The organism is Streptomyces sp. NPDC007088, assembly GCF_042869355.1.
Taxonomy (GTDB): domain Bacteria; phylum Actinomycetota; class Actinomycetes; order Streptomycetales; family Streptomycetaceae; genus Streptomyces.
Genome location: NZ_JBIAFO010000012.1, coordinates 251,917 through 260,294, shown reverse-complemented (window position 1 = coordinate 260,294; position 8,378 = coordinate 251,917). Strand labels below are relative to the sequence as shown.

Genomic DNA, 8,378 nt, shown 5'->3' with positions numbered 1-8,378 from the left:
CCCGGGCCCCGGGGCCCCCCCCCCCCGCGCCCCCCCCCCCGGCCCCCCCCGCGCCCCCCCCGGCGCCCCCCCGGCCCCCCCCCCCCGCGGGCCCGGGGGGGGGCGCCGGGCCCGGGGGCCCCCCCGCCCGGCCCCCGGTCTGCCGCGCGGCTCCTGGTGGCGCTCGCCGAACGAGGTGAGCTGGCGGCGGAACCCCAGGTCTCCCCGGTGGTGGCCAGGGTGCTGGTCACCCTCGACCGTGCGGGCCCGCTCACGATCGGCAGTCTCGCGCGGCGCCTGCGTACCCCGGTCGCCTCGGTCAGCAGGCTCTGCGGCCGGCTCGTGCGGGGCGGACTGCTGGAGCGCGCCCGGCCGGGGGACCGGCGGCGGGTCGTGGTCTCGCTCACCCCGCACGGCGCCGCCGCACTGCGCTCGCACCGGGCCCGACGGGCGCGCCGGCTCGCCCGGGACATGCCGGGCGCCCGCGAGACGGCCGGTCTGCTCCTCGCGCTGCGCCGGGTGCGCGACCGGCTGCGCGAGGAGGAGGCGGGCGAGGAGAGCGGGTGACGGGCCGTCAGTCCTGGTCCACGACCTCCGTGCGGCCCGGGGCGGTGCGCCGCTTACCGGAAGCCCGGCCCCGGGGACGCCGGGGCCGGGCAACCTGCAACACTTGCCGTTTGACAACTGTGCGCCGAAGGAAACAATCTGACCTCGACAGCGCCGCCCCACCCCGTCGGCGCGCGGGCCGACTCGATCCGGAGGAGGGTTCCTTGGCCAGGCCGAAGCGGGCCGTACCGCGCTCAGGCGGTGCCGGCGGCGTCCCCGGAGTGCCGCACCCCGGCCGAGCGCTTGCTCGGCGGGTAGGCCGCGTCCAGGAAACCGCCGAGCCCCCGTACCAGTGCCGCCCGGTCGGCCGCGGGAACCCGCGACATGATGTCGAGGAGGGCGCTCTCGCGGCGCGCGCGCAGATCCCCGAGGTACTTTTCTCCCTGGCTCGTCAGCCGCAGTTCCAGTTCACGCCTGCTCGCCGGACTGGTCGAGCGTTCGATGAACCCGAGAGCCTGGAGCCGGTCGCACAGCCGGCTCACCGAGGAGGGCGCCGCTCCCAGCTCCCTGCCGAGGGTGCGCAGATTGATCCCGCCGTCCCGGTCCAGGATGTACAGCACGCGCAGCTGCGAAGGTGAGGCAGGAGCCGTCGAGACCAGATCCCGGCCCTTGTGCCACATCACTTCGAGCAGCTCGATGACCTCCTGAGCCACCCTGGCCGCGGCGTCCCGGTCGTTTCCGGGGGCCTGGTCGGGATGCATGTCCTCAACTTTGACACTTCGCAACGGTCCTGTCAGTCGCTGAGACATGAGAGACCGGATTCCCTTCTGCTTACCTCATAGATAGGTGGTAAACCCACGGTGGACAGATTCGCGGCGGTGGAACGCGCCCTGCGCAAGGCCCCGCCCCACGCCCTCCTCGACGCTCTGCGGGGGGCTCTGCGGTCCCATTACGGGGCCCAGGACACGGATCTGCTCATGGCCGACTACGCCATGACCATACTCCAGCGTGTCCACGCACCGGCCCTCGCGCCGGAGCCGCTGTCCGCCCATACCGGCGCGCCCGGCCGGGCCTTCGGGGCCCAGCAGCCGTACGCCGAGGAGAAGGGCGAGGACGTCCTCGTGCACGTACCCGTGAGCGTGCGCGGCGACCGTCTCGGCCTGATCACGGTCACGATGCCCGCCGCGGCCTACGACGCGGCCCTCTCCCAGGAACTGCTGGACATCGGGGAACTGCTCGGACACGAGATCATCGTCGCCGAACGGGACACCGACCTCTATCTGCAGGCGCGGCGCGCCCAGCGGCTCACGCTCGCCGCCGAGATGCAGTGGCAGTTGCTGCCCGGACGCTCCTGCTCCCGCCCCGAGTACGAGATCGGCGCCCAGCTCGAACCCGCCTACGCCATCCACGGCGACAACTTCGACTGGGCGGGCTCCGCCGACGCGCTCACCCTCAGCATCACCAACGGCATGGGCGAGGGCATCGAGGCGTCCCTGCTGACCAGCCTCGCCGTGAACGCGCTGCGCAACGCCCGCCGCGCCGGGCTCTCGCTCGCCGACCAGGCGTGCCTGACCGACCAGGCCGTCTACGGTCACCACCAGGGCAGCGTCCACCTCTCGATGCTGCTGCTCCGCTTCGACCTGCTCACCGGGGACGTGGAGATCGTGGACGCCGGTTCCCCGCAGATGTGGCTCCAGCGTGACGGGGTCGCCGAGCAGGTGGAGCTGGAGGCGCAGCTTCCGCTCGGCATGTTCGAGGACACCCCGTACACGGCGCAGAACTTCCGGGTGCGCCCCGGGGACCGGCTCTTCTTCTTCAGTGACGGGGTCTACGACGCCGTGTCGCCCTCGGGGGAGCGGTACAGCGAACGGGCCCTGGCCGCCGCGATGACCGGGACCCGGCTGCTGCCGCCCGCCCAGGTCCCCTACGCCGTCCTCAACGAACTGGCCGGTCATCGCGGCTCCCGCGACCAGGACGACGACGCCATGGTCATCTGCCTGGACTGGCACGGTCGCCAGGGCTGAGAGCGGCCGGGGCGCGGGCGGGCCGGCCGGTCCGGCGCCCCGGCCCACGACGCGAGCGGGCGCGGGCCGGGGGCCGGCGCCCGGGTCCGTGGGCCACGGGCGCCGGGTGATGATCCACACGTCCGTGCCCCCGGGCACCCTGATCAAGGGCTTTCCCACCGGACCACCCTTTCGCGCGGCGACGCGGCCCCGACCGGGCTTGCCCTCGCGCCGAGGGTGCGGGATGGTTGCCAAACGGAAACCTTTGACTCAAGCCCCCCAACCGAAGGTGGTGCGGTACGCACGGCGTGCCCCGTCTGTGAAGTCTTCCGACAGCTTGTCCCCGGCCCTGCCCGCCCCCCGCCCGCCCCGATCCGGCGCCGGGCCCGAGTGGGAGTCCGCGCCCTGCCCGGTCCTGGTCCTCGACCCGGCCGGCGCGGTCAGCGCCGTCAACTCCGCCGCGAGCTCGCTGCTGCCCGGCGCGGCCCCGGGCCGCGCGGTGCGCGACGTCGCCCCCTCCTGGCTGACCGAGGCGCACGACGGCCTCGACCCGCGGCAGGCGACAGCCGGGGACCCGGCCGTCGCGAGCGGCACCATCGGCGAGCGCAGCTTCCAGGCGCGGCCGGTACGCCGGGGGCAGGACGTCGTGTGGTGGCTGATGGAGGAGACCGGCCGCCGGAGCGCCGAAGAGGCCCTGGCGCAGGAGCGGGAACGCGCCGCCTTCCTCTCGCAGGCGTCGACCGCCCTGCTGTCCTCGCTCAACGCCGAACGCTGCGTCGAGGTCACCGCGACCCTCGCCGCCCGGCACCTCGGGGACGCCGCCGTGTTCGTCTCCCCGCCCGCCGGACACCGTCTCCCGCTCGCCCTCGCGGGCGGTGACGGCTCCTTCACCACCCGCGCCGTCGAGGCCGACCCCGCGGAGGTGCCCGGACTCGCCGAGGCGCTCCAGGGTTTCCCGCCCGTGCCCTCCCGCTGGATCGACCCCGCCGCCGTCCCCGACTGGATCGTCCCCGAGGGCTTCGAGGGCCCGCTCGGCTCGGTCATGGTCACCCCGCTGCCCGGCCACGGAGTACCGGCCGGGGCGCTCATCGTGCTGCGCCGCTGCGGACGCTCCTCCTTCACCGCGACCGAGGAGGTCTTCGCGCAACTGTTCGCCGCGCGGGCCGGGGCGGCGATCTCCGCCGCCCGGCTCTACGCCGAGCAGGCCGGGATCACCCGCACCCTGATGCGCGAACTGCTCCCGCCCGCGCTGCACCGGATCGACGGCGTCGAGTTCGCCGGCGGCTACCGGCCCTCCGGGCAGAGCGAACGCGTCGGCGGGGACTTCTACGACGTCCACCCGGCCACCGAGGACGGCGAGGAGGCCATGGCGGTCCTCGGCGACGTGTGCGGCAAGGGCCTGGAGGCCGCCGTGCTCACCGGGAAGATCCGCAACACCCTGCACGCGCTGCTGCCGCTCGCCGACGACCACGCCCGGGTCCTGCGCCTCCTCAACGGCGCCCTCCTGACGGCCGACCACGCCCGCTTCGCGACCCTCGTGCTCGCCTCCGTGACCCGCGCGGCCGGAACCGTCCGGCTGCGGCTGACCAGCGCCGGGCACCCGGTGCCGCTCATCGTGCGCGACGGCGGCCGCGTCGACGAGGCGGACACCCGGGGCACCCTCATCGGGGCGCTGCCCGAGGTCACCGTGACCACCGACACCGTCGAACTCGCCCCCGGCGAGACCTGCCTGCTCTACACGGACGGCATCACCGAGGCGCGCGGCGGCCCCCTCGGCGACGAGATGTTCGGCGAGGAGCGCTTGCGCCAGGCCCTCGGCGACTGCGCCGGACTGCCCGCCGAGGCCGTCGTCGAGCACGTCCAGATGCTCGCCTCCGCGTGGGTCGGCGACGGACCCCACGACGACATGGCCCTCGTCGCCATCACCGCCCCGCGCCACGCCCACCTCAGCGCGGTGGACGGCCGCACCCGGGGCAGGTACACCGCCTGACCCACCCGTACGACCGCAACCGGTGCCCCGGCGCCGCAGGACCGAAAGACCCGGATGACCGTTCCTCCGCACCCGCTGACCCTCACCGTCGCCCCGTACGACGCCGGCGTACCGCTGCTGCGGGCGGCCGGGGAACTGGATCACGACACGGCGGGAGAGCTGCTGACCGCGGTCGCCCGGCAGCTCGCCGCGCGGCCCGTCCCGCCCGCCGTCCACCTCGACCTCTCGGGGGTCACGGTGTGCGACTCGATGGGCCTGTCCGCCCTCATCATGGTCCGCCGCCAAGCGGCGTCGGCCGGCGTCCCGCTCCTGCTGGACGAGGTGTCCCCGGTACTGGGCCGGCTCCTCGACCTCACCGGCACGAGGGCCTACCTCACCGCGTGCCCCGTGACCGGGCGCGGGGAGGAACACCCAGGAACCGGCTGAACCGGGGCCCCGCCCTCCGCCGCCCGCAAGGGGACGGGAGGGCACCGCACGCGCGAACCGGCCGCCGCTCACCCGGAGCCCAGCACCTCCGCGAGGTCGTAGCGCACCGGCTGCTCCAGCTGGCTGTACGCGCAGCTCTCCGGAGCGCGGTCGGGCCGCCAGCGGCGCCACCGGGCCGTGTGCCGGAAGCGGCCCCCGTCCGCCGCGCCCTCCATGTGGTCATAGGCCACCTCGCACACCCGCTCCGGACGCAGCGGCACCCAGGACAGGTCCTTCCGCCCCGTCCACCGGCTCGGCGCGCCCGGCAGGCGCGCCGACTCGTGCGCCGACTCCTGGGCCCACGCCGCCCACGGATGCCCCGCGAAGCCGTCGCCCGCCTCCATCCGCAGGGGTGCCAGCTCCTCCACCAGCTCCGCCCGTCGCTTCATCGGGAAGGCCGCGCACACCCCGACGTGCTGGAGCGCGCCCCGGGCGTCGTACAGCCCGAGCAGCAGCGAACCCACCACAGGACCGCTCTTGTGGTAACGGAAACCCGCGACCACGCAGTCCGCGGTCCGCTCGTGCTTGATCTTGAACATCGCCCGTTCGTTCTGCCGGTACGCGAGCCCGGGTGGCTTCGCGACGATCCCGTCGAGCCCCGCGCCCTCGAAACGCTCGAACCAGCCCTCGGCCGTCTCGCGGTCCCGTGTCGCCGGTGCCAGGTGCACCGGCGCGTCCACGCCCGCCAGCACCTCGGCCAGCAGCGCGCGACGCTCCTGCTGCGGCCGGCCCGTCAGGTCCTGATCGCCCAGCGCCAGCACATCGAAGGCCACGAACGAGGCGGGCACCGTCCGGGCCAGCGTCCGCACCCGCGAATCGGCCGGATGGATGCGCTCCGACAAGGCGTCGAAGTCCAGCCGGCCCGCTCGGGCCACCACGATCTCCCCGTCCAGCACACAGCGCTTCGGCAGTCGCGCCGCCAGCGCCTCCACCAGCTCGGGGAAGTAGCGGGTCAGGGTCTTGCCGGTCCGGCTGCCCAGCTCGACCTCCGCCCCGTCACGGAACACGATGGAGCGGAAGCCGTCCCACTTCGCCTCGTACAGCATGTCCGGCGGAATCCGGGCCACGGCCTTCGCGAGCATCGGCTTGACGGGTGGCATCACGGGCAGGCGCATGAGCCGATTGTGGCGCCGATATGCGGCTTTCGCGCGTGCGACCTACGGTGGCGACCATGGCAGAAGCGGTGGAACTGACGGCACGGGGACGCACGGTACGGCTGTCCAGCCCCGACAAGGTCTACTTCCCCGAGCGCGGGTTCACCAAGATGGACGTCGCCCTCTACTACCTCGCGGTCGGCGAGGGCATGACCCGGGCCCTGCGCGACCGCCCCACCACCCTGGAGCGCTACCCCGAAGGCGTCACCGGGGAGTCCTTCTTCCAGAAACGCGCTCCGAAGAACCTGCCCGACTGGATCGGCACCGCCCACATCGCCTTCCCCAGTGGCCGCTCCGCCGACGAGATGTGCCCCGAGGAACCCGGAGCGATCCTGTGGGCCGCCAACCTCGGCGCGCTCGTCTTCCACCCCTGGGCCGTGCGCAAGGACGACACCGACCACCCCGACGAACTGCGCCTCGACCTCGACCCGCAGCCCGGGACCGACTTCCAGGACGCGGTCGCCGTCGCCCGGGAACTGCACGCGCTGCTCGACGAACTCGGGCTGCGCGGCTGGCCCAAGACCTCCGGCGGACGCGGACTGCACGTCTTCGTCCCCATCGAGCCCGAGTGGGACTTCACCGCGGTACGCCGCGCCGCCATCGCCACCGGGCGTGAACTGGAGCGCAGAATGCCGGGCAGGGTCACCACCAACTGGTGGAAGGAGGAGCGCGGGGAGCGCATCTTCATCGACTACAACCAGAACTCCCGCGACCGCACCATCGCCGCCGCCTACTCGCTGCGCGCCCGCCCGCACGCCCCCGTCTCCGCGCCCCTGACCTGGGATGAGGTGCCCGTGTGCGACCCGCGCGACTTCGACCTCGCCACGATGCCCGGCCGCTACCGCGAGCACGGCGACGTGCACGCCGACATGGACGGGCACCGCTACCGCCTCGACGCGCTGCTGGAGATCGCCGACAAGGACGAGCGCGACCACGGGCTCGGCGACCTGCCCTACCCGCCCGACCACCCGAAGATGCCGGGCGAGCCGCGCCGCGTCCAGCCCAGCCGGGCCCGGCAGGACCCGGACGGCGGGCACCGCGAGACCGGCGGGACCGACGGGAACGGGGCCTGAGCACACCATGAGCGAGGAACAGCCGTCCGATCCGGAAGGCACCGGCCGCGCGACGCCCGCGCCCGGCGCCCACCGCGACACCCCACCGGCCCAGGGACCGCACGGAGCCCACGGCAGGCGCCCGACCCGGGCCGAGCGCTGGGAGGACTTCCGCGCCTCCCCGTTCCTGCCCGCGCTCGTGCTCGTGTTCATCCTCGCCGCCGCCGCGGGCCTCTTCGCCGGCTCCTACACGTACTCGATGGCCAAGCCCACCCCGCGCCACGTCCCCGTCGCCGTCGTCGGCGACCTCGACTCCCCGCGCGGCCGGCGCTTCGTCGACGGACTGGAGCAGGCCCTGGACGCGGGGGTGAGCCTGCGGCCGTACGAGGACGACGCGGCCGCCAAGGACGCCGTCGAGGAACAGCGGGTGTTCGCCGTACTGCGCGCCGAGGACGGGCACGTGGGGCTCGACGTCTCCGGTGCCTCCGGGCAGTCCGTGGCCCAGGTCCTGGAGGAGGCGGCGCCCAGGGCCGGGAAGGCCGCCGGCACGCCGGTCACCGTACGGGACCTCAAACCGCTGCAGAGCGGCGACCCGCGCGGGCTCGCGCTGTTCTACATCTCGCTGGCCGCCGTCATCGTGGGCTTCGTCGGCGCGATCCAGCTCAGCGTGCACGCCCGCGCCCTCAACCCGGCCGAGCGCATCGCCTTCACGGTGGCCTACTCGCTGCTCGGCGGCTTCGTGATCGCCGCCGTCGTGGACTGGTGGCTGGGCGCCCTCGACCTGCCCTTCCTCCAGTCCTGGATGATCCTCGCGTTCACCATGTTCACGTCCGGCATGGTCTTCACGATGTTCAACACCCTCATCGGCCGCTGGGCGATGCTGCCGACCTGGGGGCTCATGGTGCTGCTGGGCAACCCGTCCTCGGGCGGGGCCGTGTCCTGGCCGCTGCTGCCCTCGGTGCTCGGGCACATCGGCCAGTGGCTGCCGCCCGGAGCCTCGGTCAACGCCCAGCACACGGCCGTGTACTTCCGCGGCCACCAGCACCTGTTCCCGTACCTCGTGCTGGCCGGCTGGGCCCTGCTGTCCTGCGCGGTGTTCTGGATCTGGCGCCACCGGCACCCCGGCGGCCGTGACCGTGTGCCCGCGCACACGGCCACGGCCGCCGGAAGTACCGCTGCGGCCTGAGCC

Annotated in this window: 8 protein-coding genes; 6 read left to right on the top strand and 2 right to left on the bottom strand. The window is 74.1% G+C overall.

Annotated features, from left to right (window positions below):
- Nucleotides 1-156: 156 nt before the first annotated feature.
- Nucleotides 157-546: a MarR family transcriptional regulator gene (locus ACFYMP_RS21105; protein WP_388859658.1), complete on the top strand. Its 390-nt coding sequence runs from the start codon at nt 157-159 to the stop codon at nt 544-546.
- Between the two features lie 233 nt (nt 547-779).
- Here ACFYMP_RS21105 and ACFYMP_RS21100 read toward each other — a convergent pair whose 3' ends face one another.
- The gene (locus ACFYMP_RS21100; protein WP_388859655.1) at nt 780-1,286 is read right to left on the bottom strand and encodes a MarR family winged helix-turn-helix transcriptional regulator; all 507 of its coding nucleotides are present in this window, start codon (nt 1,284-1,286) and stop codon (nt 780-782) included.
- Between the two features lie 99 nt (nt 1,287-1,385).
- On the opposite strand from ACFYMP_RS21100, the gene ACFYMP_RS21095 reads away from it, so the two are divergent.
- From ACFYMP_RS21095 to ACFYMP_RS21085, 3 genes are all read left to right on the top strand, one after another.
- On the top strand, nt 1,386-2,549 hold the full coding sequence (locus tag ACFYMP_RS21095) for a PP2C family protein-serine/threonine phosphatase (RefSeq protein WP_388859652.1): 1,164 nt from the start codon (nt 1,386-1,388) through the stop codon (nt 2,547-2,549).
- Nucleotides 2,550-2,847: 298 nt separating this feature from the next.
- The gene (locus ACFYMP_RS21090; RefSeq protein WP_388859649.1) at nt 2,848-4,518 is read left to right on the top strand and encodes a PP2C family protein-serine/threonine phosphatase; all 1,671 of its coding nucleotides are present in this window, start codon (nt 2,848-2,850) and stop codon (nt 4,516-4,518) included.
- A gap of 54 nt (nt 4,519-4,572) precedes the next feature.
- Nucleotides 4,573-4,944 (top strand): STAS domain-containing protein, encoded by a 372-nt coding sequence (locus tag ACFYMP_RS21085; RefSeq protein WP_388859646.1) that lies wholly within the window; start codon nt 4,573-4,575, stop codon nt 4,942-4,944.
- Nucleotides 4,945-5,012: 68 nt separating this feature from the next.
- Here ACFYMP_RS21085 and ACFYMP_RS21080 read toward each other — a convergent pair whose 3' ends face one another.
- Nucleotides 5,013-6,098 (bottom strand): ATP-dependent DNA ligase, encoded by a 1,086-nt coding sequence (locus ACFYMP_RS21080; RefSeq protein WP_388859643.1) that lies wholly within the window; start codon nt 6,096-6,098, stop codon nt 5,013-5,015.
- Nucleotides 6,099-6,154: 56 nt separating this feature from the next.
- Here ACFYMP_RS21080 and ligD point away from each other — a divergent pair, with 56 nt between their 5' ends.
- Nucleotides 6,155-7,210, top strand: a complete 1,056-nt coding sequence (ligD, locus tag ACFYMP_RS21075) for a non-homologous end-joining DNA ligase (protein ID WP_388859641.1) — start codon at nt 6,155-6,157, stop codon at nt 7,208-7,210.
- 7 nt (nt 7,211-7,217) lie between these two features.
- The gene (locus ACFYMP_RS21070; RefSeq protein WP_388859638.1) at nt 7,218-8,375 is read left to right on the top strand and encodes an ABC transporter permease; all 1,158 of its coding nucleotides are present in this window, start codon (nt 7,218-7,220) and stop codon (nt 8,373-8,375) included.
- Nucleotides 8,376-8,378: the final 3 nt, after the last annotated feature.